26 protein-coding genes are annotated in these 26529 nt (G+C 37.6%); 8 read left to right on the forward strand and 18 right to left on the reverse strand.

Features of this window, described 5'->3' with window-relative positions:
* Positions 1 to 24 precede the first annotated feature (24 nt).
* Positions 25 to 2649 (reverse strand): aminopeptidase N, encoded by a 2625-nt coding sequence (gene pepN / locus BTO21_RS05145; RefSeq protein WP_045029033.1) that lies wholly within the window; start codon positions 2647 to 2649, stop codon positions 25 to 27.
* A 380-nt stretch (positions 2650 to 3029) separates the two neighbouring features.
* On the opposite strand from pepN, the gene pncB reads away from it, so the two are divergent.
* Complete coding sequence (gene pncB / locus BTO21_RS05150) at positions 3030 to 4229, forward strand: nicotinate phosphoribosyltransferase (RefSeq protein WP_065192891.1); 1200 nt, start codon at positions 3030 to 3032, stop codon at positions 4227 to 4229.
* Between the two features lie 116 nt (positions 4230 to 4345).
* Here pncB and BTO21_RS05155 read toward each other — a convergent pair whose 3' ends face one another.
* The 4 genes from BTO21_RS05155 to BTO21_RS05170 all read right to left on the reverse strand — a co-directional run bounded on the left by BTO21_RS05155 (position 4346) and on the right by BTO21_RS05170 (position 8470).
* Complete coding sequence (locus BTO21_RS05155) at positions 4346 to 5011, reverse strand: lipocalin family protein (protein WP_045029035.1); 666 nt, start codon at positions 5009 to 5011, stop codon at positions 4346 to 4348.
* 237 nt (positions 5012 to 5248) lie between these two features.
* Complete coding sequence (prc, locus tag BTO21_RS05160) at positions 5249 to 7252, reverse strand: carboxy terminal-processing peptidase (RefSeq protein ID WP_045029037.1); 2004 nt, start codon at positions 7250 to 7252, stop codon at positions 5249 to 5251.
* Between the two features lie 17 nt (positions 7253 to 7269).
* Positions 7270 to 7902 carry an RNA chaperone ProQ gene (gene proQ / locus BTO21_RS05165; protein WP_045029039.1) on the reverse strand — a complete coding sequence of 211 codons (633 nt, stop codon included), beginning with the start codon at positions 7900 to 7902 and terminating at the stop codon, positions 7270 to 7272.
* A gap of 109 nt (positions 7903 to 8011) precedes the next feature.
* Positions 8012 to 8470 (reverse strand): GAF domain-containing protein, encoded by a 459-nt coding sequence (locus BTO21_RS05170; protein WP_045029040.1) that lies wholly within the window; start codon positions 8468 to 8470, stop codon positions 8012 to 8014.
* An 86-nt stretch (positions 8471 to 8556) separates the two neighbouring features.
* On the opposite strand from BTO21_RS05170, the gene BTO21_RS05175 reads away from it, so the two are divergent.
* From BTO21_RS05175 to rsmF, 4 genes are all read left to right on the forward strand, one after another.
* Positions 8557 to 10389 carry an ABC transporter ATP-binding protein gene (locus BTO21_RS05175; protein ID WP_045029042.1) on the forward strand — a complete coding sequence of 611 codons (1833 nt, stop codon included), beginning with the start codon at positions 8557 to 8559 and terminating at the stop codon, positions 10387 to 10389.
* 89 nt (positions 10390 to 10478) lie between these two features.
* Positions 10479 to 11675 (forward strand): paraquat-inducible protein A, encoded by a 1197-nt coding sequence (locus tag BTO21_RS05180; protein ID WP_045029044.1) that lies wholly within the window; start codon positions 10479 to 10481, stop codon positions 11673 to 11675.
* Positions 11656 to 14283 (forward strand): MlaD family protein, encoded by a 2628-nt coding sequence (locus BTO21_RS05185; RefSeq protein WP_105026715.1) that lies wholly within the window; start codon positions 11656 to 11658, stop codon positions 14281 to 14283. Before BTO21_RS05180 ends, BTO21_RS05185 begins: the two co-directional genes overlap by 20 nt.
* A 203-nt stretch (positions 14284 to 14486) precedes the next feature.
* Positions 14487 to 15917 carry a 16S rRNA (cytosine(1407)-C(5))-methyltransferase RsmF gene (gene rsmF / locus BTO21_RS05190; protein WP_045029047.1) on the forward strand — a complete coding sequence of 477 codons (1431 nt, stop codon included), beginning with the start codon at positions 14487 to 14489 and terminating at the stop codon, positions 15915 to 15917.
* 303 nt (positions 15918 to 16220) lie between these two features.
* Here the strand turns inward: rsmF and BTO21_RS05195 are convergent, their stop codons facing one another.
* Positions 16221 to 16535 (reverse strand): DUF496 family protein, encoded by a 315-nt coding sequence (locus BTO21_RS05195; protein ID WP_045029049.1) that lies wholly within the window; start codon positions 16533 to 16535, stop codon positions 16221 to 16223.
* Between the two features lie 544 nt (positions 16536 to 17079).
* Here BTO21_RS05195 and cspE (BTO21_RS05205) point away from each other — a divergent pair.
* Both cspE (BTO21_RS05205) and cspE (BTO21_RS05210) read left to right on the forward strand, forming a co-directional pair.
* Positions 17080 to 17289: a transcription antiterminator/RNA stability regulator CspE gene (cspE, locus tag BTO21_RS05205; protein WP_045029050.1), complete on the forward strand. Its 210-nt coding sequence runs from the start codon at positions 17080 to 17082 to the stop codon at positions 17287 to 17289.
* A gap of 461 nt (positions 17290 to 17750) precedes the next feature.
* A complete protein-coding gene (gene cspE, locus BTO21_RS05210; RefSeq protein WP_036794623.1) occupies positions 17751 to 17960 on the forward strand; it encodes a transcription antiterminator/RNA stability regulator CspE in 210 nt (69 codons plus the stop codon).
* A 111-nt stretch (positions 17961 to 18071) separates the two neighbouring features.
* Here the strand turns inward: cspE (BTO21_RS05210) and BTO21_RS05215 are convergent, their stop codons facing one another.
* The 12 genes from BTO21_RS05215 to BTO21_RS05270 form a co-directional block, all read right to left on the reverse strand.
* A complete protein-coding gene (locus tag BTO21_RS05215) occupies positions 18072 to 18533 on the reverse strand; it encodes a GNAT family N-acetyltransferase (protein WP_232572931.1) in 462 nt (153 codons plus the stop codon).
* A 91-nt stretch (positions 18534 to 18624) separates the two neighbouring features.
* Positions 18625 to 19197 carry an elongation factor P-like protein EfpL gene (gene efpL / locus BTO21_RS05220; RefSeq protein ID WP_045029057.1) on the reverse strand — a complete coding sequence of 191 codons (573 nt, stop codon included), beginning with the start codon at positions 19195 to 19197 and terminating at the stop codon, positions 18625 to 18627.
* Between the two features lie 209 nt (positions 19198 to 19406).
* Positions 19407 to 19826, reverse strand: a complete 420-nt coding sequence (locus BTO21_RS05225; protein ID WP_045029059.1) for a GNAT family N-acetyltransferase — start codon at positions 19824 to 19826, stop codon at positions 19407 to 19409.
* Positions 19827 to 19933: 107 nt separating this feature from the next.
* Positions 19934 to 20053, reverse strand: coding sequence for a carbohydrate-binding protein (locus tag BTO21_RS05230; RefSeq protein WP_082056838.1), 120 nt, complete (start codon positions 20051 to 20053; stop codon positions 19934 to 19936).
* A 57-nt stretch (positions 20054 to 20110) separates the two neighbouring features.
* Entirely contained in the window at positions 20111 to 20623 is a 513-nt protein-coding gene (locus BTO21_RS05235; protein ID WP_045029061.1) for a superoxide dismutase family protein, read from the reverse strand.
* Between the two features lie 152 nt (positions 20624 to 20775).
* A complete protein-coding gene (locus BTO21_RS05240) occupies positions 20776 to 20991 on the reverse strand; it encodes a hypothetical protein (RefSeq protein ID WP_045029062.1) in 216 nt (71 codons plus the stop codon).
* A gap of 200 nt (positions 20992 to 21191) precedes the next feature.
* Positions 21192 to 22577 carry an MDR family MFS transporter gene (locus BTO21_RS05245; protein ID WP_045029064.1) on the reverse strand — a complete coding sequence of 462 codons (1386 nt, stop codon included), beginning with the start codon at positions 22575 to 22577 and terminating at the stop codon, positions 21192 to 21194.
* Between the two features lie 134 nt (positions 22578 to 22711).
* Complete coding sequence (locus BTO21_RS05250) at positions 22712 to 23509, reverse strand: Cof-type HAD-IIB family hydrolase (RefSeq protein ID WP_045029065.1); 798 nt, start codon at positions 23507 to 23509, stop codon at positions 22712 to 22714.
* A 166-nt stretch (positions 23510 to 23675) separates the two neighbouring features.
* Positions 23676 to 23858 carry a hypothetical protein gene (locus tag BTO21_RS05255; RefSeq protein WP_045029067.1) on the reverse strand — a complete coding sequence of 61 codons (183 nt, stop codon included), beginning with the start codon at positions 23856 to 23858 and terminating at the stop codon, positions 23676 to 23678.
* Positions 23859 to 23966: 108 nt separating this feature from the next.
* On the reverse strand, positions 23967 to 24770 hold the full coding sequence (locus BTO21_RS05260) for a Cof-type HAD-IIB family hydrolase (protein WP_045029069.1): 804 nt from the start codon (positions 24768 to 24770) through the stop codon (positions 23967 to 23969).
* Between the two features lie 150 nt (positions 24771 to 24920).
* Complete coding sequence (locus BTO21_RS05265) at positions 24921 to 25163, reverse strand: hypothetical protein (RefSeq protein ID WP_065192903.1); 243 nt, start codon at positions 25161 to 25163, stop codon at positions 24921 to 24923.
* Between the two features lie 8 nt (positions 25164 to 25171).
* A complete protein-coding gene (locus BTO21_RS05270; RefSeq protein WP_105026716.1) occupies positions 25172 to 25639 on the reverse strand; it encodes a DUF417 family protein in 468 nt (155 codons plus the stop codon).
* A 134-nt stretch (positions 25640 to 25773) separates the two neighbouring features.
* Between BTO21_RS05270 and BTO21_RS05275 the strand changes: the two genes are divergently transcribed.
* Positions 25774 to 26337, forward strand: coding sequence for a TetR/AcrR family transcriptional regulator (locus BTO21_RS05275; RefSeq protein ID WP_045029070.1), 564 nt, complete (start codon positions 25774 to 25776; stop codon positions 26335 to 26337).
* The last annotated feature ends 192 nt before the right edge of the window (positions 26338 to 26529 follow it).

Raw genomic sequence — 26529 nt, forward strand, 5'->3', positions numbered from 1 at the left:
CGCATTAACTTTAAATAAGCGCTTTTAAACAAGTGCTTTTTGTACTTTTTCAAACAAGTCTTTAGCCAAATTATCCATTGCGGCTAACTTTTCAAGTTGTTGACGCATCAATTGCTGACGACTCGCATCGTATTGGCGAAGTTTAAGTAACGGCTCAATTAAACGCGCTGCAACTTGTGGATTACTGGTGTTTAAAATCTCTAAAATCTCAGTTAAGAACGCATAACCTGAACCGTCTTTTGCATGAAAATGTACGGGATTATTCGCACTAAACCCTGCGACTAAACTACGAGTACGGTTAGGGTTTTTCAGACTAAATGTTGGATGATTCATGGTATTACGCACATTTTCTAATGCATCTGCCGCAGGGTTTGTACCTTGCAACATAAACCATTTATCCATCACTAAGCCATCATGGCTCCACTTGTCGCTGAAATCAGCCATTTGCGCAGCACGACAATCAAGTTGCGCATTATTAGCCGCTGACATTGCAGCCATCGTATCCGTCATGTTGTCAGCCGCTTTATATTGCGCAGCAACAAGTGCCTCACCTTGGGTAGTATATGCTAGGTATGACAAACATTTATTACGCAGTGCACGTTGTGCCATTGCCGCATGATCTAAGCTATAGCTACCTTGCGTTAAGCTATGATAAATCGCACTCAACTCATCTTCCATTTCAGCAGCAAGTAGTCGTGTAAATGCCCCCACAACCTGGTTGATCGCATCAACATCAACGGTTGTGTACCAACCCGCAATTTCATTCTCACTTGGCAGGGTTAGCATTTCAGCAATAAAGGCTGGATCAAGGTTTTCATCCAGTAATGCACCACGGAACGCATCAATCACCGCATCGGGTAACGTTACACTGTGACCTTGTTGTACTTGCTCAACATTTTGGCGAATATATTTAGCCAATAGCATCTGACCCGCATCCCAACGAGCGAATTCATTTGATGCATTTACCATTAGAAATATAAGTTCATCGTCGGTGTAGTTATATTCTAAAATCACTGGCGCTGAAAATTCACGTAGCATTGAGATAACAGGCTGCTCTGCAACATTATCAAATACAAATGTTTGCTCGGCTTCTTTTACATCAAGTACGTTATGTACTGTTTCGCCATTGATTTGTAAGCCAATGACTTCGCCTTTACTATCGTATAATTCAATATCAAACGGAATATGCAGTGGCTGCTTTTCAACTTGCTCGGCTGTTGGTGGGGTTTGCTGCTTAATAGTGACAGCGTAACTCTTAGCGTCAACATCATAAGCCGTTGAGACACTAACAACAGGTGTACCCGCTTGGCTGTACCAGCGACGGAAACGACTTAAATCAATCCCTGATGCATCTTCCATTGCTTGTGCAAAATCATCACAGGTTGCAGCTGTACCATCATGACGCTCAAAGTATAGCTTCATGCCCGCTTGGAAATTTGCTTCACCCAATAAGGTATGCAGCATACGGATCACTTCACTGCCCTTTTCATACACAGTTAGCGTATAGAAATTATTCATCTGAATCACTTTTTCAGGACGAATTGGGTGTGACATTGGGCCGCGATCTTCAGCAAATTGTGGACCACGAACAATACGGACATTCGCAATACGGTTAACAGGTCGAGAGCCTAAATCTGAAGAGAACTCTTGATCACGGAAAACCGTTAAGCCTTCTTTTAAGCTTAATTGGAACCAATCACGACAAGTAACACGGTTGCCTGTCCAGTTGTGGAAATACTCATGACCAATAACCGCTTCAATACCTTGATAATCAGTGTCAGTAGCAGTATTTGGATTCGCCAATACAAATTTAGAGTTAAAGACATTCAGGCCTTTATTCTCCATCGCACCCATATTGAAAAAATCAACCGCCACAATCATGTAGATATCAAGATCGTATTCAAGACCGAAACGCTCTTCATCCCACTTCATTGAGTTTTTAAGGGACGCCATCGCATAATCAGCACGATCAAGATTGCCTTTATCGACAAAAATTTCTAACGCAACATCACGACCACTCATGGTAGTGAACGTGTCACGTAATACATCAAAATCACCCGCAACAAGTGCAAATAAGTAAGATGGTTTTGGGAATGGGTCTTGCCACTGAACCCAATGGCGACCATTATCAAGTTCACCTTCTGCAATGCGATTACCATTACTTAGCATGTAAGGAAACGCTGCTTTATCTGCAATAACTTTAGTGGTGAAACGCGCTAAAACATCAGGACGATCTAAATAAAACGTAATACGACGGAAACCTTCAGCTTCACACTGAGTACAGAAGCCACCACCTGATTTATATAGACCTTCAAGTAAGGTATTGGCTTCTGGATTAATTTCAGTCGTAATAGCCAATTCAAAATCAGCAGGAAGATTTGTTAACGTCAAATGGCCTGACTGCTGGTGGTAATCTGCCCACGCTTGACCATTCACACTCACACTAATCAATGTCAAATCATCACCGTCTAAGACCAGTTCAGCATTCGCTTGCTCACTAAGACGTACAACATGGCTGATTGCAACAACCGTTGTTTTGGTATCATGAAGGTCAAATGTCAAATCAGTATCAGTAATGGTGTAATCAGGTGCGCGATAGTCTGAACGATATTTTGCCGCAGGTTGAGTCACAGTAGAATGTTCTGTCATTATTTTTATATCCTTTATGATTCGCTCAAATGCTGCATGCACGAGCTACCGATTAATGTTGACTGTTATGTAATAATATTGTGTCACCAATAACACTTTTCAAGCATAAATTAATAGACACTCTTTATTATCACTAACGTAATCGTTTACGTATTTTAATAGCAATACACGTCAAGATGATTAATGCAACAGTCACAATGAGTAAACTTGATATTCCTTGACCTTGTTCACCTCTTAGGTCACAATCTCACACCAGTTAAATAGTTTAGTTATTTATTTACTAAACCTTATAAACCATGTCCAAGACATTGAATTTAAAGATCCTATAATTATAAAAATAAATTCTTTAGATTTATTAATTTGAGTATCTACTACCAGATATGAATAATAACAGACACAATAATGGGGTTATAGACTCCCTGCTTGATACTGATGCTTATAAACTTCATATGCAACAAGCAGTATTTCATCAATACCCAGGCGTTGAAGCCGTGGCAGAATTTCATTGCCGCAGCGAAGAAGACCTACGTCCTTATGCTGCTGAAATTAAAGCACAAATTGATCACATTGCGACCTTATCTTTCACCTCAGGTGAACTCGATTTTTTATCGACTCTAACTTTTTTCCATGCCGATTACCTTGCGTTTTTAAAAGATTTTAAGCTTAATGCGGATGATGTTGACGTCGATATCTCAGGTGATCAATTAGCAATCACTATTCGTGGTACATGGCTTGATATCATTTTATGGGAGGTACCATTACTTGCCATTATCTGTGAAGTTCGTTGTAAACATCTTTATCCGCAAGCAACAACAGCGATAGCAATTGAGCAGTTAAAAACAAAAATTGAACGCTTCTATCATGATGCAAAAAATTGTGATTTAAGCCAGTTTTCGTTAGTCGATTTTGGTACTCGTCGCCGTTTTTCAAAAGATGTTCACCACCATGTTGTTGATTACTTAAAAGACAACATGCCTGAATTTAAAGGCACGTCAAACTATTACCTTGCTTATACGCGCGGTTTAACACCTGTTGGTACTCAAGCACATGAATGGTTCCAAGCACATCAACAGCTTTCTGGCGAGTTAGCCGACTCTCAACAACTGGCACTTAATCGCTGGTTGCAAGAGTATCCTCACGATTTAGGTATTGCATTAACAGACTGTATCAATATGGATGCATTCTTGCGCGACTTCGATCAACGCCTTTCTGAGCGTTTTATTGGCTTACGCCATGATAGTGGTGATCCTATTTCTTGGGGTGAAAAAGCCATTGCGCACTATAAATCTTTAGGTATTGATCCAAAAACGAAATCTTTAGTATTTTCAGATAGCCTAACACTTGATAAAGCATTGGTGATTTATAAACACTTTAATGATCATATCAATGTAAGTTTTGGTATTGGTACACAACTAACCTGTGATTTGCCTGATGTTAAAACACTAAATGTTGTTTTAAAACTCACTGAATGTGAAGGTCGACCTGTTGCTAAAATTTCAGACGAGCCAGGAAAAAGTATTTGTCGGGATGAAAACTATCTTGATCAACTACGGACTGCTTTTCAACTCGTTAACGAATAGTTCTCAACGATATCTATAAACAAAAAAAAGCGAACAGCTGTTGTTCGCTTTTTTACTTCTCTACACCATCATCAACACTGATCATCATATATCGTAGCTATTACTCTCTGCTGACATTATTCTCTGTTTAATATTGCTTCCATACCAAAATGTTTATTACTCAGCGTTAATGTATTCTGTCCATTCAAAACAAAATGACTGTCATGTTGACCTTCTTCATATAACAAGACAATTTGATCATCTTCTAAATAATACACACCACGGTGCTCTTTCGTTTTACCCGCTTGGTTAGAGATCTCAGCTGAAAATAAAAAGTCCGGACGCAAAGATAATGCAAACTCAGCTATATTATCAGCAACATCTTGTCCTGAAATCGTTTTAGTGCGCCAATTACCTGCTAAATTTTCAGGGGCCAGTTTAGTAAAATGTGCGCCATCAAGAACAAAACGATTATAGTTGAGTAAGTAGGTATGCATTTGATCATCTTCATTCGAGGAAATAAACGTAATATTGGTATCATCAATATCATAATCGCCTGTCCATTGTTCCACTTTGCCATCTGTCCGTAATAACCGCATTGCAAATTGATAATCTGATTTGAACATCACATGCATTGCTCGATATTTTTCCCCTTCACTTTCTATCCCGTCTTGTTGATTACTAAACCAATACCAATTACCTAATAAGAAGGGATAATCAAACTCAGTAATATCATCCGCAACAGAGTTAACACTAAATAAGCTTAAGATAAATAACCAAAAAAAATAAAATGTCTTCATCATATGCAGTTTCCCCTTACTGAACGCTTTCGCTTTTGTATTCCCTCTCTTAAATTGCAGAGGTCTATACTTAAAACTAGTCGGGAAACCTAATTTTCGATGAAAAATATGCGCTATATCACACTTTGTAGTTTAATCTATCTCAATAATAAGACACAAAAAACAACCATAAAAAAAAGCGCTCCTAAGAGCGCTTTAATAATAGAGACATCAACAAAATAATGTCATTCCGTATCATACTTACGATTGTTTTTGATTACTAAAATCAGCTGTTATTGCAACGGCTTCATCAAGATAAACATCAGGTGCTTCATAATCTTTTGGTACCGCATCCAAATCAGCGAACGGTTTTTCACCTAACACTTTTTGGCGTTTATTTAAGCGGGCTAAACGATCAGCATCTTCTTTATCTTGCTCAGCTATGCGTGACTTTTTATTCAATGAAATAGTATTGATATCTTTTTCCTTTTTATAGGTAATAATATCTTCATTGATAAAACCAAATTCCATATTATTTTTAATACGGGTTTGGTGTTCAGCTGTCAGTATCGGTACAAGCGTACTGTAATCATGTAACTTTTTATAACCTGCAGGCTTAATACTATCCCAAGGTAATGCATTATCTTCAACACTCTCTCCTGTTTCAGCAGGATCGATCGCTGAAGGGAAAGTGATATCAGGCACAACACCAAGATTTTGAGTACTTCCACCGTTAATACGGTAGAATTTTTGGATAGTATATTGAACATGACCTAATGGTTTATCAAACAAATCATAGAGATGATTTAATGATCGGTGTTGTTGCACCGTACCTTTACCAAAAGATTGCTCACCTAAAACAATGGCACGTCCGTAATCTTGCATCGCTGCTGCAAAAATCTCTGAAGCAGATGCGCTATAGCGGTTAACTAATACCGTTAATGGACCATCAAAAGAAATTTGATCATCTGAATCACCATTAACTTTAATTCGGCCATAACTGTCTCGCACTTGCACAACCGGTCCACTCGAAATGAATAAACCTGTTAATGCAGTTGCTTCAGTTAAAGCACCACCACCATTATTACGTAAGTCGATCACAACACCATCAACATTCTGATCATTTAATTTAACCAGTTCTTTTTTGGTATCTTGTGATAAGCCCACATAAAAGCTAGGAATTTCAAGCACACCAATCTTTTTACCATCGACAGTTTTCACTTCCGACTTCGCTGCACGATCTTCAAGACGTATCTTGTCGCGTACAATAGTTACGGTGTAACCCTTTGCATTATTGCCTTCAGGTAATATCTCCAGAATAACCTTACTGCCTTTCGGCCCTTTGATTAACTGTACGACATCATCAAGACGCCAACCAATAACATCAACAACTTTCTTGCCTTCTTGACCAACGCCAATAATGCGATCACCTGCTGCGATTTTCTTCGAACTTGCTGCTGGTCCACCAGCTACTAAAGAACGAATCTTGGTATAATCATCTTCAACCTGTAATACTGCACCAATTCCTTCTAATGATAGATTCATCTCAGCTTGGAACTGTTCAGCATTGCGTGGCGATAAATAACTTGTATGTGGATCGACCTCACGTGAAAAAGCATTCATGTATAACTGAAATACATCTTCACTGTGTGTTTGTGTTAGACGCTTAATCGCATTGTTATAGCGTTTAGTTAACGTTTTTTGAATCTCTGGCCATTTTTTACCTGCAAGTTCAAGATTTAACGCATCGTATTTAACACGCTGTCGCCAAATCTCATTCAATTCAGTGCTGTTTTTCGGCCATTCAAGTTCTGAACGATCAATAACAAAATCATCTTTATCATCGAATTTTATTTCAGTATCAAGTTGAGCAAGCGCAAATTGATACCGTTCAAAACGACGTTGAAGGACTTTATTAAAAATATCAAACGCAGCAGATGTATTCCCTGATTTCAGTTGATCATCTAACTGGTTTTTCCATTTACTAAACTGTTCAACATCTGTTGCGTCAAGAAAGCTTTTATTATAATCAAGCATTTCAATATAACGATTGAATACTTGTCCAGAGAACTTATCATCAAGTGAAAAATGCTTATAGTGAGAACGCGTATAACGCGAAGCCACTCTAGTACTCGCGGTTGCATGCTGTTTTTCAGGAGCAAGATGCGGCACATCACTTAATGAATATTTAGCCTCAGCGGCTTGAACCGAAGCTGCTAGCATCATGCCAGCAGCTATCAGTGAGAAACGGAATCGACAATTCATGCGTCGAGCATTCTCCTTTATGAACGCAAGTGCTCCGCTTTAACAGCCATTACTAGACCGTTATTCAAACGAACTCGCACATCGTCCTTGTTAATTTCAACAATAGTCGCAGGCATATTACCTGAGCCCATGTTCACTTGAACATTTTTACCTACGATTACTTCATCAGCATTAAGTACACGTGTCGTCTCTACAGGCTTCTTTTTAATAGTAGCTGTTTTTGGCTTAGTGTTACTAGATTTAACTGTTTTTGCTCGTGTTTTTTTAGCTTCGCCTTCTTTAGTCGCTTTAGCAATTGCTTGCTCTTTACGACGAGTGCGTACTTTAGCTTTACTTTCTTCTAAAGCTTTAAGCGCATGATCTACGTGCTCTTGCTCTAGAACATCACAATCATTACCATCTAGATCAACACGGTTCACACCCGCTTTAACACCGTGAAGGTAACGCCAAGAAGATGTGTATTGACGTAAAGCTGTACGTAGTTGAGTCTTGCTTACTTTTGGATCTTCGTTAAGACGCTCTGCAAGGTCTTGGAAGATACCAATTTTAAGTGGCTTCGCTTCACCTTCAACAGTGAAACATTTTGGGAAACGCTCAGCGATGTATGCAATAACTTCTTTACTGTTCGTTAACTTTTCAGAGTTTTCCATGGAGTTTCCTGACATAAACGAGGATTGCTCGTTATTTGTGCTTTGTTCAAAAAGAAATAGTGCTGCCATTATAATTACCTACCGCGGAAAAACCACCGAAAGCATGAAATTAGAGTACTTTTTGTAGTGCTTCTACGAAAGAAACTAGACCTCGTTCATCATTTTGGTCAAATCTTGACAAATTTGGACTATCAATATCCAGCACACCAATTAATTTTCCCTTCACTGTAAGCGGAATAACGATTTCTGAATTGCTAATAGCGTCACAAGCAATATGCCCAGGGAAACTATGCACATCAGCAATACGCTGAACTTTATTTTCAGAAATAGCCGTACCGCAAACACCTCGCCCAACAGGAATACGGACACATGCAGGATTACCTTGGAATGGACCCAGAACTAATTGGTCTTGTTTGAGTAAATAAAACCCTACCCAATTAATTTGTTCTAACTCCATATTTAATAACGCACTAATATTAGATAGATTAGCAATAAGATCTGTCTCACCTTCAATTAACGCTAGTGCCTGTTGAGTAAGGCGATTATAAAAAGCGGGTGTATTTTCCATAGATTACTCCGTATATAGCCGTTAGAATAGCAAGAATAACATTGATAATAGGAATTATTCTCACAGTGAAAGATAAGAACCATCTTATGATTAATTGGTCTTGGTTACTACTACAAGCAAAGTTACATAAACCAAGATTAATTGTTGCGAACATTATTGCGGTTATCGCAACCTTGATCAGTGTCCCTATTCCACTTTTAATGCCATTAATGGTGGATGAAGTTTTGCTACATAAACCCGGCGAAGGCATTACTTATCTCAATGCCCTATTACCCTCAGCTTGGCACAATCCAACCGGTTATATTCTACTTGTGCTGGTCTTAGTCGTCTTGATGCGCACATTTAGTCAGGCATTGAATATACTGCAAAGCCGACAATTCACATTAGTATCAAAAGACATAACCTATAACTTACGCCAACATTTACTCGATAAATTAGGCCGTATCAGTATGCGTCAGTATGAAGAGCGTGGCAGCGGCGGCATTAGTTCCCACCTTATAACTGATGTCGAGACGATTGATAAATTTGTGGGTGATACATTAAGCCGCTTTATTATTGGGTTCTTAACTGTTGTTGGTACAGCGGGCGTTCTGCTCTGGCTTGATTGGAAGCTCGGGCTTTTTATTCTTATCATCAATCCTATTGTTGTCTATGCCTCTAAGCTTATGGGCAGCCGCGTTAAGAATTTAAAAAGTAAGGAAAATAAATCTTATGAAGTATTTCAACATCGTTTAATTGAAGTATTAGATGGCCTCTATCAATTACGGGCTTCTAACCGTGAACGTGATTTTTTAGATCAACTAAAAGGTAATGCCAGTGATATTCGCCATAGTGCGGATAAATATGCATGGCAATCAGAAGCCGCTGGGCGTGTTTCCTTTCTATTATTCTTAATTGGTTTTGAAATATTTCGTGCGGCAGCAATGCTAATGGTGCTATTTAGTAATTTAACCATTGGTGAAATGTTAGCTGTCTTTAGTTATCTATGGTTTATGTTAGGCCCAATTCAAGAATTATTAGGTATTCAGTTTGCTTGGTATGGTGCATCGGCAGCAATGCAACGCCTTAACAGTTTATTAGATCTTGAAGAAGAAACGCGTCCACCAGCAACGGTTTATCCTTTTAATGACGATGAAACTATCGCGATTAAAATTCGTGACTTACATTTTTCTTATGATAACGATAAAGAAGTACTCTGTGGCTTAAACCTTGATATTCCTGCAGGTAAACGCGTGGCACTCGTTGGCGCTTCTGGTGGAGGTAAATCAACCTTAATTCAATTGCTATTAGGTATTTATCAAAAAAGTAGCGGTGATATTTTAATAAACGATCACCCTATTGAAGCCGTTAGCTATGAAGCACTACGTGAAAAAATGGCGGTGGTATTACAGCAACCAGTATTATTTAATGAAACGTTACGTCATAACTTAACCCTTGGCGCCTCATTCAGTGATGAGGAATTATGGCAAGCATTAGATATTGCACAACTTGCTGATGTAACAGAACGCCTGACTCACGGTTTAGACACTGAAATTGGCCGTCAAGGTATTCGCTTATCCGGTGGGCAACGGCAGCGATTAGCCATTGCGCGTATGGTTCTGACAAATCCCGAGTTTGTTATTTTAGACGAAGCAACGTCAGCATTAGACACATCAACAGAAGCGGCCCTACACACAGCCCTTAATGTATTTTTGAAAAACAAAACCACCTTAATTGTTGCTCATCGATTATCTGCTGTAAAACAAGCTGACATTATCTATGTACTTGAAGATGGTTTAGTTAGCCAATCAGGTACGCATGTAGAGTTGGTCAATACACAAGGGCTTTATCAAACCCTTTATGGTTCAATTCAATCAGCAGAAACAGCGACTAATGGACGTGATCATCACGAAGCAGTAGCCAGCGTCAACACAAAATAATATAGTGTGCATTAATCGGCGTTCATTGAGTTGTTAATAACTCAATGAGCGCTTTTGTATACATTAATTATCAAAGGAAGAAACGCACCATGTCGAAGGCTCGACGCTGCCCAGGCTGCGATTTACTTGTGTTGCCAGAAACAGCAACGCAAGGACACAGTGCCTATTGCCCACGTTGTCATACTCGACTCTATCGCGGCGGTATTGCGCGCTTTAATGCAGAATTAGCGATTGCGGTTGCCTGTCTTATTCTTTATATCCCCACGATCAGTTTGCCGTTAGTTACCATTCGTTTAATAGGTCAAATGATCCCAGCAACATTAACCTCAGGAACCGTTGCGCTTGCTCCAACATTTCCTGCCGTTGCTATATTAATTCTTTTTTGTAGTGCAATAGCGCCATTATTACTGATCAGTGCCGTATTAGGCGCACAGTTCTCATTACGTTTTCGGCAATTACGATTATTTAAACTATCACTGTGGATCCTCTCGCATTTAAAGCAATGGACAATGCTAGAAGTCTTTTTAGTCAGCTTAGCTATTTCATGTTTTAAAGTACAAGAAGTCGCAGATATCTATGTCGGCCTTGGTTTATATTGTTTGATCAGTATGCAGATATTACTGTCGGTATTATTAACTAAAGTCAGTGTTCGTCGTTATTGGGATGCGTGGCAACCAGAAGATGAACATATTAGTGATAAGCTTGATACGATCTGTCATTCCTGCCACTTAACTCAGGAAGCACTTCCATATTGCCGCCGTTGTGGCAGTCGATTACATCATCGGATCCCAAAGTCACTCCAAAAAACATGGGCATACCTTATCACCGCCAGTATTTTTATCTTGCCGGCAAACCTTTACCCTATTTCTATTTTTATGAATAACGGTAAGCGTATTGAAGATACTATCTTCTCAGGTGTGGCTGGCTTAGTAAAAACAGGAATGATCAGTATTGCCGTCATTATCTTTGTGGCCAGTATTGTTGTTCCCGTCGCTAAAATCATTGGGTTAGCATATATATTATTATGCATTCAATTTAAGCAACGTAGCCAACGCCTACAACGCATGCGTATTTTTCGCATCGTGCATTGGATTGGAAAATGGTCAGTCATGGATCTTTTTGTCATCGCGATCATGGTCGCTTTAATCGATCGTGGACAACTTCTCGATTTTACACCTGGGCCTGGTGCCATTGCTTTTGGTGTAGTCGTTATCTTAACAATGTTAGCAGCAGAGAGCTTAGATTCTCGTCTAATCTGGGACAAATATGAACAACGAACCAAATAACGAGCAACCACAACACGTTAGTATTCGCCGTGATCGCGGCTTATCTCCTTTATGGTTATTACCCCTATTGGCAATTATTGTCGCTGGGTGGTTATTATATAAAGCGGTTAATGAAGGTGGTGAACGTATTCAAATTCACTTTAATGATGCCGTCGGTTTAGTCGCGGGCCGTACCACTATCCGCTATCAAGGATTAGAAGTGGGTATCGTCCGTGATGTGACGTTATCGAAAGATCTGAAAAGTATCTATGTCTCTGCTGATATTTACCCAGAGGCTGTTAAAACGTTACGCACCCACACACAGTTTTGGTTAGTCAAACCCAAAGCATCGATTACTGGTATCTCTGGCCTAGATGCGCTGGTTTCAGGTAATTATATTGCTCTTCAACCGGGCACAGGTGATGAAGCAACGAAATTTACAGCGCTCGAAAACCAGCCAGCAAATATGCCGATACATGACGGTTTAACCCTACAATTAAAAGCCCCTAATTTAGGCTCTCTCAGTGTTGGCTCCCAAATTTTTTATAAGAAGATCCCTGTAGGTGAAATTTATAATTATACCCTTAGTGCCAATAAAAAAGAGGTACTTATTGATGCGTTAATCAAACCGCATTATGCCAATCTTGTTACCAATAAAAGTCGTTTCTGGAATGTCAGTGGTGTCAGTGCCAATATTGGCTTTAGTGGTGTTGATGTTAAATTTGAAAGTCTATCGGCATTAATTGCGGGTGCGATTGCCTTTGACTCCCCAGATGCAGGTAAACCTATTGATAAAGGGCATTTATTTAACCTTTACCCTGATATTAATACCGCAGGGCGTGGTATAGCAATCACGATTACTCTTCCTGATAATAATGACATCAGTAATTCAGGCGCACCGATTATGTATCGCGGCCTGCAAATTGGTAAAATTTCAGATCTAAAACTGGATGATAAAACCAATAAAATTATTGCCCATGCTGCCATTGAACCGAGTATGAGTGATTTACTGAATAATGGTTCACGATTATTACTCGAAGAAGCACAAGTCTCTCTTACTGGTGTTAAAAATATTGGTAACCTTGTTCGTGGTAATTACTTACGTTTAATTCCCGGTGAAGGTGAAAAATCCCGTCATTTTACCGCTATTACTCAAAATACACTTGAAGAGCAACAACCGGGCGTCGCTGTTTTCTCGCTTTATGCAGATAAAAGCTATGGCTTAAAATCTGGCACTAAGTTGCGTTACCGTGGTATTGATGTCGGTCATATCACAACAGTGAAACTCGATGGTGATCGAGTACGATTAGAGGCACTAATTCAACCGCAATATACCCACTTAATTCGCTCTCATAATCGTTTCTTTATCGATGGTGGTATTGAAGCCAATATCAGTAACCGTGGCGTAGATGTTTCTATCCCAGCAGCTGATCAACTAATAAGCAGCGCAATAAGCTTTACTTCTAGCGGTAAGGCGGGGATCCAAAAGAGTTATTCGCTATTTAAAAATAAGCATCTTGCTAAACTCGCAGACGATAAGTTAAAAGGCTTTACTTCTATTACACTGGTCGCTGATAACTTACCGTCAATTTCTGAAGGTAGTCCGGTGCTTTATCGTAATTTACAGGTTGGTGAAATCACCAGTTTTGCCCTTAAAACATCTGGCGTTGAGATAAAACTGAATATACAGAAAAAATACCGTCATTTAATTGATGCTAATACTGTATTTTGGAATCGTTCAGGAATAGAAGTCGAAGCAGGATTAAATGGCGTTAAAATCAAAGCAGATCCCCTCTCTACATTATTAAAAGGTGGTATTGCGTTTGATTCAATTAAAGGTGTTGCTAACCGTTCTGGTAATGACTATAAACTTTACCCTAGCTTAGGTGATGCTCAACATTTTGGCGTTATGATCACCCTAACGGCAGATGATGCACGCTCGATATCAAAATCTACAGCAATCAAATATCAAGGTGTCGTGATTGGTAAAGTTGATAATATTGAGCCTAATTTTGAACGTAATGACGTTACAGTAAAAGCGCGCTTATTCCCCCAATATGCAAAAGTAATTGCGCGTAAAGATAGCTATTTCTGGATAGTAAAACCTAAAATCAGTTTAAGTGGTAGCGAAAACTTAGACTCACTATTAAGTTCATACATTGCGGTTCAACCAGGTAAAGGCTTAACCTCTCATACTTTCAAATTAGGTTCTGCAGAACTATTTGATGCTGGTAAAACCTTTATCTTAGAAAGTGAAGAGCGCGGTTCAGTCAGTGAAGGAACACCACTGCTTTATCGTGACATTCAAGTAGGACAAGTGATTAAGGTTGCTTTGGGGGCATTAGCTGATCGGGTGTTAATTACAGTACAAATTGAACAAAAGTACCGTCACCTTATTCGTAGTAATAGTATTTTTTGGAATACATCAGGACTAAACGTTGATGTCGGTCTTACTGGCGCAAAAATAAAAGCCGGTACTTTTGATAGTTTACTCCGTGGTGGGATCTCGTTTGCTACACCAGCAACACATCCACTAGAGCCACAAGCTAATCAAGGTAAACACTTCTTGCTCAATAAAGAAGTCAACCCTAAATGGTTAAGTTGGCGTACTGCTATTCCCGTTAAATAATCACGGATAGCATCAATAAAAAAGGAGCAGTTAATGCTCCTTTTTTGATCTTTTTCGTTAATAAAACACCGCAACCAAGCCACTACCTGATGATGAAAACTGATCCATATACTGAACACTCTTCGAAGCATAGATAGCCGATATAACTTTGTTCCTATTTAGTATAGAATCCCGACATTGCTAGTTTGACAGAGAGTGCTACCTTGCATCCTAATATCTATATTCCTGACGCTTTTATTGATCTCATCAAGCACACAATGCCAGAAAATCTGAGTATTGATGAATTTATTAGCTGTTGTAAAACACCGTTACGTCGCAGTATTCGTGTAAATACACTCAAAATAAGTGTGGCGGATTTTCTTACTCGCGTTGCTGATAAAGATTGGACACTAACTCCTGTTCCTTGGTGTGATACTGGTTTTTGGATCAAACGTGAGGATGAAGAGAGTGTTTCATTAGGTAATACTGCTGAACATATGGCAGGATTATTCTATATTCAAGAAGCTAGCTCAATGATGCCCGTCACCGCGCTACTTAATCATAATGATGCGCTTGATTGTGTACTCGATATGGCATCAGCTCCAGGCTCCAAAACCACCCAAATTGCTTGTGCGATGCAAAACAAAGGGGCATTAGTGGCTAATGAGCTTGCAGCTAGCCGCATTAAAGTATTACACGCTAACCTGCAACGTTGTGGTGTCCATAACGCCGCATTAACACATTTTGACGGCTGTGTGTTTGGCACATGGGCACCTGAAGCCTTTGACTCTATTTTACTTGACGCACCCTGCTCTGGCGAAGGCGCTATTCGTAAAGATGATGATGCAATGGCAAACTGGAGCCTTGAATCAATCGATGAAATTGCAGCCGTACAACGCAATTTAATTGTCAGTGCTTTTCAGGCATTAAAACCTGGTGGTGTTATGGTGTATTCAACATGCACATTAAACCAACGTGAAAACCAAGAGGTATGTTATTACCTTAAAGAAACGTTTGGTGATGCGGTTGAATTTGAATCATTAGCTAACTTATTTGAACATGCAGAAAAAGCACTTACACCAGAGGGATTCTTACACGTTTATCCTCAGGTTTTTGATTGTGAAGGTTTCTTTGTTGCACGTATACGCAAACATGCATCTGTTGATACGGATCCGGTTAAAAAGCGAATGGGTAAATTCCCCTTCAGCCAAGTAAAAGCGGATGAGCAACAATTGATTGCTGAACAACTTAACACTGATCTGAATATTACATTATCAACCAACAGTGATATTTGGCTACGTGATAAAGAAGTATGGTTGTTCCCAACACAAATTAAACCCTTAATTGGTGAAATTCGCTTTCAACGTATCGGTATTAAGTTAGCGGAACAACATAAGAAAGGCTATCGCTGGCAACATGAGGCAATCATGACACTGGCGACAGGTAAAGAGTCAGTTGCCATCGCGTTAACCGCACCACAAGCGAAAGAGTGGTTTATGGGTCGTGATATTCGCCCTGATGACCTAACAGGTAAAGGCGAAGTGATTGTTACTTACCGTGATTACCCTATCGGCATTGGTAAATGGGTCGGAAATCGAATCAAAAATGGCTTACCTCGTGAATTAGTACGCGATAATAACCTCTTTGATATTTGATTATATTCAACTCGTTAGCGTTAAATAATGTTTTATTGATTAAATAAACAATTATTTTTGATTAAAACTGGAAAATCACCATAGCTAAACTAGTATTGATAGTGTAATCGAATTCTCTACATAAACCAGTTAGCGCAAGGCTCATCACTGAGCCTATTCCCCTAAGCCCGACACAGGAATCGTTTCGGGCTCTTTTTTATGCCTATTCCGTGTTTTCTTGATCCAACCTCAACCATACCCAATAAAAAAGCAAAAAAAAACCTGAGCATATAGCTCAGGTCTTAGTTAGCGAACAAACAAAAATTAATTATGTTTATGTGCTGTGATTTCTGCTTTTTTAAGCTCTTTAACGTTCTTGCTAACGTCACGACGCTCTTTAGATAGCTCCGCACTGATGATGATATGGTCATCAACACGATCTTCGTAATCGCTCTTCATGTTTTCAATAATTTCTAGAATTTGATCATGTGTCATATCTGGCTTGATATAATCCAACATGTTTTCTAGTAATTCGACACGCTTACGGTTATCACGAACTTTGCGGTCGTTATCAAGGATCTCGCGCTTAAGTTTGTTTTTACGACGAGCCTGACGAACAAGTTCAAGGATGTTGTTCATGTTTTGTCCTTAGTCTGAAAATAAAGCCTTGTGAAACTGATTTAATGCTAATGATTAGGAAAAATGCACTTCCTAGTACATAACCGTCGAGTCTCAGTTTTTTTCTAAAATCGTTATATCAGATAATCCGCAGTAAACTCAAGCAATACCCGAAGATTATCGACTAGATGGTGAGTTAACATACGCTTAACGATCTTTGCTTGTCTGAATTATGCACTTTATTATTTGTAGTTGCTTTGATTTCGTTCAAGAAACGTTTGAGATGATAACTGACAAAAAAGACATTTCAATGAAATTACCCATAAATAATAATAACATCCCGATTATTATTTTCTTTGTACACAAAAACAGTGAATTTGATTTGCAAATCACAGATCAACGCCTAATCTTCATAGTAGACCAGTATTCATTTACAGTTAAAGCAATCTGAACAAGGATATCTTCGCTGTCATCTTTATGATCAGCAACAGAGTTCAAAGCTCAAATCGCTCCGTAATCTGATATTGGCAATACCGTGTAATGAATAGATTTATCAGGAGACAACATGTCAAAAGCAACAGGTACCGTTAAGTGGTTCAACGAAGAAAAAGGGTTTGGTTTTATCACTCAAGATGACGGCGGTGCTGATGTATTTGTACACTTCCGTGCGATTAGTGGCGATGGCTTTAAAACCTTAACTGAAGGCCAAAAAGTCTCTTACGAGACAGAGCAAGGTCCAAAGGGTCTTCAAGCAGCAAATGTTGAAAGAGTCTAATAAATTAGTCTTGAATATCAATAAAACAAAGGGCTCATGTAGCCCTTTTTTTCGTCTCTATCATTCAAAAAAAACCAAAACACATCAAACATTTCAATAATATAGGCTTAAGATTAATAAGCACTAATACTATTTGATCGATAAAGAAAAATCAGCTCTAACATCAGTAAAAGTTGCTTCTCTCACAATAAGCAAACAATAGCATAATAACTCAACATGTTATTTTGTTAAAGTGGTCACATTATTGACTTGTTCTTACAGGAGAAACTTGCCCTTTCAATATGAAAATGGCCTAATACTCATGGTTTTATGAAAGGCCTATTTATGCAACAAATTGAAAGAGAAAACTTCGATACACTGTTCAAATATTCACAGTTGTCCTGAAGCGCTTCATTATTCTTTTGTACATAAGTAAAACAGCGTAATGTGCGCTACTAATTTATTATTTCAGGAGACATAACATGTCTAAAGCAACTGGTATCGTTAAGTGGTTCAACGATGAGAAAGGTTTCGGTTTTATCACTCAAGACAATGGCGGCGCTGACGTATTCGTTCACTTCCGTGCTATCACTGGTGAAGGCTTCAAATCTCTAGCTGAAGGTCAGAAGGTTTCTTTTGACGTTGAGCAAGGCCAAAAAGGTCCTCAAGCTGCTAACGTTGAGCGTGCTTAATTTTTCAACGAACAGTTGAAAGAAGTAAAGGGTATCTCAGATACCCTTTTTTTATATCTATTTTTTTATATCTATTGTTTATATAACCGCAAATGTTTATATAACCGCAAATCACGCTACCACACGCACCATTTTTACTCGTGGTTGATCAGGGCCAAAATAGTCATTTTCTTGTTCAACATCCGTAAAACCAAGCTGCTGATAGAGCTTTTTAGCAGGATTATCAGGATGTACCGTTAACCAGAGCTTCTCACATCCACTCAGTATGGCCATAGCCTCTTGTATCAATTGTTTACCTATACCTCGCCCCTGTACGCTAGGATCTACCGCTAATGCCAGTATCCACCCCTCTGATACAACTAATGACATGGTGTTAAACTGAGGTGCACACAACACATAACCAACAATATTATCTTGGTAACGAGCCACCAATAAACCGCTAGGCCAACAATCGTACGCTTGGCGAATAAAAAAATCAGGATAACAATGATCGCCAAACAAGTGTTGTTCTAACTGATACACCGCTTGCACATCTTCTTTCTTAGCAACATCAATTGTTATTAACTCAACCACAGTATTCCCTACCCATTATTTTCCTTTCTTCCATAAAAAAGCCAGCATCGAATAAACGACACTGGCTTTATAAAACAATAATAACTAATTATTATTTATCAGCACGGCTCATAAACTTGTGTTCAGCTGTGTTGATTTTGATTTTTTCGCCATTTGCAATGTATTCAGGAACTTGAACAACAAGACCTGTAGACAATGTTGCAGGCTTAGTACGAGCACTTGCAGATGCACCTTTAATTGAAGGATCTGTCTCAACAATTGTTAGCTCTACCGTTGCTGGTAGTTCTAATGCAACAGGTACACCATCAACAGTCAATACTTCAATACCTTTAGTATCTTCAGTAATGAAAAGTAGTTCTTCAGAAATTGCATCTTTAGTGAAAGTGTATGGCGTGTAATCTTCATCATCCATAAACACATATTCTTCACCGTCGATGTATGAGAAAGAGGCTTTTTGACGACTAAAATCTGCTAACGTAATCATCTCATCAGCTTTGAAACTAACATCTGATTTTGAGCCCGTTGCAACATCATAAATACGCATACGGTAAAGACTTGCGCCTGCACGACCACTAGGCGTTAGCTTAGTAATTTCTTTAACTAAAGATACTTTACCATTAAGTTCAATAGCAGCAAATTTTTTAATATCACTAGCCTTTGGCATGATCATTATTCCAAAAATAAATAGTGGTGAGAAATTACACCAAGATACAGATTTATAGCAAGTAATATGATAGTTCAATCTCTATTTTTTTGCATTGAACTACCCACATGGTCAATAGATAGACAAGAAAATAATCTAATCATCTTCTTTACTCTCTTGATATTACTTTATATAGAGCATCACTTATAATAAATGCTATAACCACTATATTAAGGCAATACTAACGCATTAACATCACTTAATACCCAAGCACTGTTATGTTCAGTAAAACCAATTTTAGGATAATAACCTTCAGCTTTGGGTGCTGATAATAAAACAATTTTACAATCTTCAGCGATAGATTCTGCCGTGACTAAAATAAGGTATTTAGCAATACCCATTGATTGAACACTTTGATCAACAGCAAGATCAGACAAATAGCAGCAATAATGGAAGTCGGTCATTGAGCGAGCAATACCAACAAGTTGCTCGTCAACCCATGCTGTGACAATCAAATTACTATTTTCAAGCATCCCTGTAATTGTCGCCTCATTATCAACGGGTCGGCGATCACCCAAGGTCGTCTTATTGACTAATTCAATATATTGGCTTGCTGTAATTGGATGATTAACTTTATATTCGATTTCCATCTTGACCCTTTAATACTAACTTGATGTTTTAACAACATACTACAGCCTTAAAGTGACACTGTCATAACGCAAAAGATATAATCACCTATATACAGAAAATTAGAATGCTATTTTTTACTTACATAAACCTGCCATGGATCACCTTGATCAGGAAGGTCACCTAATGTCCACCACTTTGCTTTATATATTATATCGTTATAGCTAATAATATCCCCACCATGATAGATAGTATCCTAATTTCAAATCGGTATGGTTGGCAGAGGAAATAACATCACTGGCGATATTTATTTAATTACGCCGCACACTAAACGAGCGCCACTACCACCATGTTGATGCGGATGATCAGCATGATTATCACCACCTACATGTACCATTAACGAACGTCCAACTAAATCAGCAAGCTTTAAACGAGGAGCAAGAACAGGCTCTGTCGCATGACCATGGTTATCAACATACAATGGTGGTAAATCACCAAGATGATTATCATTAGTCCAAGAATAACCATGTTTTCCCGTATTCATTGGATCATAATGTCCACCAGCACCACCTGCAGCTATTGCTTTTCCATTTTCTTGCGTCATTTCACATGATGCATTTTCATGTAAATGAAACCCATGTAAACCCGCCGATAAACCAGATAAATTGGGTGTAAATACCACACCATATTGCGATTGTTTTGCTGTAATATTACCGATTGATTTATCTGTATTGAGATCGTCCATCTCAACCGTAATAACAGTAGCATTCGCATCAAATGAAGTAAGCAATAAGCTAAAAAACAACCAAAACTTTATCATAAATTCATCCCTAAATTTAATTTCACATTTAAACATTTCCAATGATTATTAAATTATAGGCACTTTTTTGCGTATTAGGTTAGCAAGGAGATAAAGAAATAAAAAATTACGTAACAGCAACATAATATAAATAATTACGTTGCTGTCTTATTTTATTTACTTTCAGATGTATAGCTGGAATATGAACAGTAATAACAACCATTTGATTGAGGATATATTTTTTTTGCCGCATCTAATGCGGTACTACATGCTGTATGATAACCAAGAGCATCACAATTTTTCAGACCAGGACTGTGGCTACATGATGCTGTATGAATTTCATGATCGCCATTATCTTGCGTATTTTTATCAACATAAAACAAACTCATAATCACCTCTGAATAGTAGTATTCTTAATAAAGACATTACTCCTCTACAATTATAGGAGATACTCAATAATCCCAATAATTAGATTTGTATCACTTTCACAGGTGAATATTAGCCTTTAAATATTAATACTGTGATTAATTCGATTTATTCAAATATTATACAAATATATTTCCATATCACTGTCCTACTGCGGTCTTTATTATTCATCTAATACGACTTCATCAGCTAGTGACTGTGTTTTCAATGCAAAAATCGCCATAATAAATGCAATAACCGCAACAGCAGCCATAACGAGATAAGTCGTATTAAATCCTGACGCTAACAGTCGAGCATCAACACCGGCTAAACCATTAGCACTATCGGCTAATACATCATCAGGTAATTGATAATGGAAAATAGCAGCACATACTGCAACACCAATTGCGCCACCTAGCTCACGGCCAAAATTAAACAATGACATCCCAATACCACGATCTCTTGGAGGCAATACGTTTTGTACTACCACACTTAAAGCTGGAAGCGTAAAACCAAGACCAAGACCTGCAAAAACGAGGGCTAATTTAACACCAAGATCAAAGTGCAATTGCCATAACGCCAAAGATGTCATTAAGAAACCCAGTATGACAAAAATCTTATAATTCCCCCAACGAGCAATTAATTTACCGCCAATAAATGCGCCCGTTGTAATACTGAACATAAAGATCATCATAAATAACCCACTTTCTGATGCTGTTAGCCCTTTTTGCCATTGAAGCTGTAAAGGAAAATACACTAACACAGCAAACATCAGTAATTGTGAACATAAAATCAAACTAACACTGACCAAATAACCGGGTAAACGTATTAGACGCGCAGGAAGAATCGGATCTTTGGCCAATTTTTCAACAATATAAAGTAAAATCAATGCTAGCAATAAAGCACTGGCTACCCACCCTCTTGGAAGTTGTGATTCAGGCGATAATAGCAATAACACTAAGGTGGTCACACTGATAAGCAGCCCTGCACCTTTCCAATCGAACGGTGATTTTCGACCTTTACTTAAATGAGCTAAATTACGATTAACCATCCATAAGGCAAGAATACCGAGAGGTAAATTCACCCAAAAAATCCAACGCCAATTAAGATGTTCCGCAAAAAAACCGCCCAGTAACGGACCAGCAATACTTGAAACAGCATAGACAATAGAAATATAACCTTGATATTTACCGACAATACGCGCGGGAATACTGTCAGCTATCACTGTAAATGCTAATGCGATTAAACCGCCACCGCCAAGCCCTTGTAAAACACGGCTTGCAATTAACTGCCCTAAAGTATCTGATAGTCCACACGCAATAGATCCCAGCATAAATAACACAATACTCACATTGAGCATTTTTACTCGACCGAAAATATCACTTAATTTTCCATATACAGGAAGCACTGCGGTTGCCGCTAACAAATAAGCGGTGACAACCCACGTTAATGCCTGACCAGCATTTAAGTCCTGACCAATAAGAGATAACGGTATGGTGACAATACTTTTTTCTAATGATCCTAGGGCAATAACAAGCGCGACACTGGCAAATATCCGTTGAGGTGACATTCAGTTTCCTTTATTTAAGCATAACAAATACAACTAGCTATATTGTTTCATTAGAATTAAAAAAAGCATAATCAAAACAGCTTGAATAATTTGCTAATACTTAAATAAAATCGAACAATACCCTTTTTCTGTGCCTATTTTAATACTTGCTGCTTAATAATGGTCATTACACCTTGCTCATTATTACTTGGAGCATGAAAACGGGCTAATTGTTTTATTTCAGGATGGGCATTGTCCATCGCATAACTAAAATAGGTTTCTTTCAGCATTTCAATATCATTTAAGAAGTCACCAAAACTCATACTTTCTTCAAATTTGAAATCAAAAATACGCTGTAATTCTTTAATTGCAGCGCCTTTAGAGGCAGTTTTATGCATCACGTCAAGCCAAATTTTTGCACTAATAACAACTTGATGAGTCTGGGCATATAAGGGGGCAATAATGGGATAAACCTGTTGCTCTGTACCATTAAAATTAAGGACTGCAATTTTAATAAATTCATCATCAACAGCAAGTAAATTAGTAACAAATTCAAGGTTATGATAATATTTTTTGATTTCTTCTATCGCGTGTTCATCTGTTGTTTCGGTATAAGCAGAATTTTTACCGCACAGAACAATGAAGGTATTATCAATCGCTTTAATACTATTAATAATGGTATGAATTTCGGGCGTTGGAATGGTAGAGCTATAGAGTTCTTTTCCTTGGTACATCACTAAAGTACCATTTTCAGCAATAAACAGCATTTTGTCTTTAATGGGTTCAAAAGTATTCACTAAGCTCTGATACTGACGACCCGATGCAGCTGCAAATAACACATTTTTAGCATCAAGCTCATTAAACACATGATAAAAATCAGCGGGAAGTGCTTTCTCATCATTCAGTAACGTGCCATCCATGTCTGTTGCGATAAATTTTATTGAAGATGTCATCACTCGTTATTACTCCGATATTTTATTATTAACATCCTCCATTCTACCTGTTAATGATGCTACTTTTCACTAAAATACCAATTAGTTACCCAATAAAAACTGAACAACATTAAAGCTACATATAAAAAAACACCACTACATAACATGGTGGTGTTTTTTACTGATATTAAGAGAGATGATCATCATCCCTCTTAAACTTTGGTGTCGACTTTTCGTCAGTGCTACAACACCCGCCAATATTTTCTTTTTTCGCTTTTAGATATAATTGTATAAATAAAAAGAACATGAAGAATAAAAACACAACAACAGAAATAATGATATATAGCGGAAATAGCTCATCGGTATTCATAGAATCTCCTTATCTGTCCCACTGACTGATCATGTAAATAAGAATGTAATTCATTATCAGGATTTATCAACCATAATTTAAATATTGTTTTTTGCCGCCACCAATCACTTAGTGACAACGTAACACCTTTTGTTTGATCACGGTGATTACGCCCTGCTCATTATTACTAGGAGCAATAAAACGGGCTAATTTTTTGATCTCAGGATGTGCATTACTCATCGCATAACTAAAATAGGTTTCGTTAAGCATTTCAACATCATTAAAGAAATCACCAAAACTCATACTATTTTCAAACGTAAACCCAAACTTATTACGCATTGCCAAAATAGCTTGTCCTTTTGATGCGTGTTTATCCATAAAATCTAACCACGTTTTACCACTAACAACCACTTGATGCGTTTCAGCAAACAAAGGAGCGACGAGTGGATAAACATGCTCTTCAGTACCACTAAAATTTAATACTGATACTTTAATAAATTCATCATCAACATCTAATAAGTCATCAACAAATCTTATTTGATGGCAATACTTCATGATTTCTTGCTGAGCATCTTCATCTTTTGTTTCGGTATAAGCCGATTTTTTACCGCAGAGCACTATATGACTATCTTTAATGTTACGCACAGTTTCAATAATTGAATCAATCTCAGGTTTAGAGATCGTTGCACTATAAAGCTCTTGGCCTTGATACATGACTAAGGTGCCATTTTCAGCAATAAACAAGACATTATCTTTAATCGACTCAAACATATTTAACAACGTAAAGTATTGACGCCCAGAAGCCGCTGCAAATATTATATTTTTTTCATTAATCGCATGAAATACATCATAAAAGTCGCATGGAAGCTGATTAGCATCATTCAGTAAAGTACCATCCATATCTGTTGCTATAAATTTTATATCAAATGTCATTACTGTTATTACCCCGATAATCGTTAACTTAATACAGTAACGATATCTTACATACAAATTCTCAGTAAGCATATAACAGCAACACTCTTTGATATTCAAAGAGTGTTGTTAAATATTTATAAGGCCATCCTTATTTTATAATTAACACAGTTACTTATCCGCAGCTGATAATAATTTTTCGTGGAAAGTCAGTATCCTCACTTTCTGTTTTATTAATACACCAGAGTATGACTTATCAATTGACCCACTAACCATGTATCTTTGCAAAGATATATAATTAGTTGATGGCTTATCAAATTTAACCTTACCAATAAAGTCACCGTCTTTAGCAGATACACTATAAGAAGTTGAACTAATAATAATAAAAAGAATATAGGTAATATATCGCATCATTTTTTCTCCTAAGACTGACTGACGAGTAATTTTTTATTATGCTCAACAACCATAATTGCAATCGCTAGAAATAAAATATCTTTGACTAAAAAGAAACTTGTCGTTGGTATCCCATCAACAATTTTCCATGTATCAGGCGTTGTAAATAAGAAACTCAGTGTCACAATAAAAATAACGCTTGATGCTAATCCTGAAAAATAGCCTACTCGAGGATTAAAAAAGCCATAAATAAGTCCTATCGCAACGACAATCTCACTAAAACCAACAAGATTAGAAACTGTTTGAACAGATAAAAAGTTATATGCCCACCCCATTAGCGGATGGTTTTTAATAAGAGGCTCAATTGCTGCAGCTTCAGTTGGTGTGAATTTAAAAATACCAATCCACAATAAAACTAACACAACACCAAAAACACCTAACTTGTAACCCAATGTGGTTGCTGGTGGTGCCGATGTGCATTTACTTAAACTATTCATCTTATATCCTTACAATAACTAAATTGAACTAAACCGTTCAGTTCAATTTAGTTGCAAAAAAATATCCTGTCAACACTTTTGAACTAAACAGTTTATTTTGTTACTATCTATCATATAAAAAAGAGGTTCAAGAAATGAACAAACAACAAGAAAAACGACTTAATATTATCAATAAAACAATTACGTTATGTGCTCAATATGGTTTCCACGGAACCAGTATGGATAGCATAACTACTGCAACGGGCGTTTCTAAAGCGACTATTTATAAGTACTTCATTTCAAAAGAAAACCTTATAAAAGAAGCCTTGGTCATGTTCAGCGAACGAGCTTTAAACCATTTAAATATCATCTTTTCTGATTCGACACTTACACTAGAACAGAAACTCTCAGAGCGATTTGAAATATTAACCGCATTAATGAAAGATGATTTATTTAATGGCTGTTATTTTCAGTTGGCATACAGCGAATTTAATCATACTGACAATGCTATTGCTGATACGTGTAGTGGATATAAAAAAAGCCGTGTAGAAATGATTCAAGCTTTATTAACTAAACATAATATCAGTAATGCCGCATTGAAATCACAGCAAGCAGAGTTGATTTTTAATGGATTATTAGCGTCATTGCAGATAACAAAAAACGCCCAATTAATACCAATGGCAAAAGCAATGTATCTTGATATTATATTTAAAGATTGATATGCATAATCTGAATTGTTTACATTATTTTTATGCCATATTTTAAAAAAGACACAGCTCATACTTAAAACGAATTATAGCTTTGACCTCTGTCACAATTTAATGATCATTATCTTTTCTAAAAATCATTACAATGTCATAAGAAGAATAGATATGTACCATCAGCTATATAAATAATCACTATTATATAGT

This window comes from Photobacterium phosphoreum (assembly GCF_002954725.1).
In the GTDB taxonomy this organism is placed as follows: domain Bacteria; phylum Pseudomonadota; class Gammaproteobacteria; order Enterobacterales; family Vibrionaceae; genus Photobacterium; species Photobacterium phosphoreum.

Excerpts from the sequence above, each read along its gene's own strand:
- pepN (WP_045029033.1), bottom strand. The coding sequence starts at position 2,649 with ATGACAGAACATTCTACTGTGACTCAACCTGCGGCAAAATATCGTTCA.
- pncB (WP_065192891.1), top strand. The coding sequence starts at position 3,030 with ATGAATAATAACAGACACAATAATGGGGTTATAGACTCCCTGCTTGAT.
- BTO21_RS05155 (WP_045029035.1), bottom strand. The coding sequence starts at position 5,011 with ATGATGAAGACATTTTATTTTTTTTGGTTATTTATCTTAAGCTTATTT.
- prc (WP_045029037.1), bottom strand. The coding sequence starts at position 7,252 with ATGAATTGTCGATTCCGTTTCTCACTGATAGCTGCTGGCATGATGCTA.
- proQ (WP_045029039.1), bottom strand. The coding sequence starts at position 7,902 with ATGGAAAACTCTGAAAAGTTAACGAACAGTAAAGAAGTTATTGCATAC.
- BTO21_RS05170 (WP_045029040.1), bottom strand. The coding sequence starts at position 8,470 with ATGGAAAATACACCCGCTTTTTATAATCGCCTTACTCAACAGGCACTA.
- BTO21_RS05175 (WP_045029042.1), top strand. The coding sequence starts at position 8,557 with ATGATTAATTGGTCTTGGTTACTACTACAAGCAAAGTTACATAAACCA.
- BTO21_RS05180 (WP_045029044.1), top strand. The coding sequence starts at position 10,479 with ATGTCGAAGGCTCGACGCTGCCCAGGCTGCGATTTACTTGTGTTGCCA.
- BTO21_RS05185 (WP_105026715.1), top strand. The coding sequence starts at position 11,656 with ATGAACAACGAACCAAATAACGAGCAACCACAACACGTTAGTATTCGC.
- BTO21_RS05195 (WP_045029049.1), bottom strand. The coding sequence starts at position 16,535 with ATGAACAACATCCTTGAACTTGTTCGTCAGGCTCGTCGTAAAAACAAA.
- cspE (WP_045029050.1), top strand. The coding sequence starts at position 17,080 with ATGTCAAAAGCAACAGGTACCGTTAAGTGGTTCAACGAAGAAAAAGGG.
- cspE (WP_036794623.1), top strand. The coding sequence starts at position 17,751 with ATGTCTAAAGCAACTGGTATCGTTAAGTGGTTCAACGATGAGAAAGGT.
- efpL (WP_045029057.1), bottom strand. The coding sequence starts at position 19,197 with ATGCCAAAGGCTAGTGATATTAAAAAATTTGCTGCTATTGAACTTAAT.
- BTO21_RS05225 (WP_045029059.1), bottom strand. The coding sequence starts at position 19,826 with ATGGAAATCGAATATAAAGTTAATCATCCAATTACAGCAAGCCAATAT.
- BTO21_RS05235 (WP_045029061.1), bottom strand. The coding sequence starts at position 20,623 with ATGATAAAGTTTTGGTTGTTTTTTAGCTTATTGCTTACTTCATTTGAT.
- BTO21_RS05240 (WP_045029062.1), bottom strand. The coding sequence starts at position 20,991 with ATGAGTTTGTTTTATGTTGATAAAAATACGCAAGATAATGGCGATCAT.
- BTO21_RS05245 (WP_045029064.1), bottom strand. The coding sequence starts at position 22,577 with ATGTCACCTCAACGGATATTTGCCAGTGTCGCGCTTGTTATTGCCCTA.
- BTO21_RS05250 (WP_045029065.1), bottom strand. The coding sequence starts at position 23,509 with ATGACATCTTCAATAAAATTTATCGCAACAGACATGGATGGCACGTTA.
- BTO21_RS05255 (WP_045029067.1), bottom strand. The coding sequence starts at position 23,858 with ATGAATACCGATGAGCTATTTCCGCTATATATCATTATTTCTGTTGTT.
- BTO21_RS05260 (WP_045029069.1), bottom strand. The coding sequence starts at position 24,770 with ATGACATTTGATATAAAATTTATAGCAACAGATATGGATGGTACTTTA.
- BTO21_RS05265 (WP_065192903.1), bottom strand. The coding sequence starts at position 25,163 with ATGATGCGATATATTACCTATATTCTTTTTATTATTATTAGTTCAACT.
- BTO21_RS05270 (WP_105026716.1), bottom strand. The coding sequence starts at position 25,639 with ATGAATAGTTTAAGTAAATGCACATCGGCACCACCAGCAACCACATTG.
- BTO21_RS05275 (WP_045029070.1), top strand. The coding sequence starts at position 25,774 with ATGAACAAACAACAAGAAAAACGACTTAATATTATCAATAAAACAATT.